This window comes from Prevotella sp. CAG:592, from assembly GCF_000436015.1.
Taxonomy (GTDB): Bacteria; Bacteroidota; Bacteroidia; order Bacteroidales; family Bacteroidaceae; genus Prevotella; species Prevotella pectinovora.
The window spans coordinates 1-561 of sequence record NZ_FR892609.1; the positions used below are offsets into that span (position 1 = coordinate 1).

At 47.8% G+C, this 561-nt stretch carries 1 protein-coding gene; it reads left to right on the forward strand.

The window, feature by feature from the left end; translation table 11 throughout:
* Nucleotides 1-561 (forward strand): hypothetical protein (locus QVO99_RS08490; RefSeq protein WP_288177085.1); only part of this gene is annotated, 561 nt, incomplete at both ends.

The window sequence follows — 561 nt, forward strand, 5'->3', positions numbered from 1 at the left end:
TGCTCACCTTCATGAGACGCACGACCCTGAGTGCCTTGGCTACAGAAAACACGCTCAAGGATGCCTTGCACTGTGGTGGAGTGCCCATGCAAGAATACGTTTCATCTTGTTTGGCTGCCGAAGGACAAATGATCAGGCGCGAGCACTCTGGCGAGGGCTTGCCTACTCCTGTCTATACATATCTTGATGAAGACCTCGACGTACATGGTGAGCAGTTTGACAAGGTGATGTTCTTCTTCCGTGAAATAGTAAAACTCTCTGCAATGGTTCGCACAATGGTTAATCATGCCCTTATGTACAACGTGCTTCTACCCTTCAAATGCTATCCCACAAGAGCACAACTTTTCTATATCAACAAAGTGTTGTTGCTTTCCTTGAAAGCGAAAAAGGTGGCACAAGCCGCCATTGAGAATGTAAAGCAAGGAAGAAGTGTGGTGATTGGCATGAGCGACACGCTTGAGTGTATCGTACAGGACGTGGAAGTGAATGAAGACGGATCCGTTCGTGGCGACATATCTGCGTTGTTGTTGCGCTTGTTGGAAAAGACGGTTTGTGGAAGCG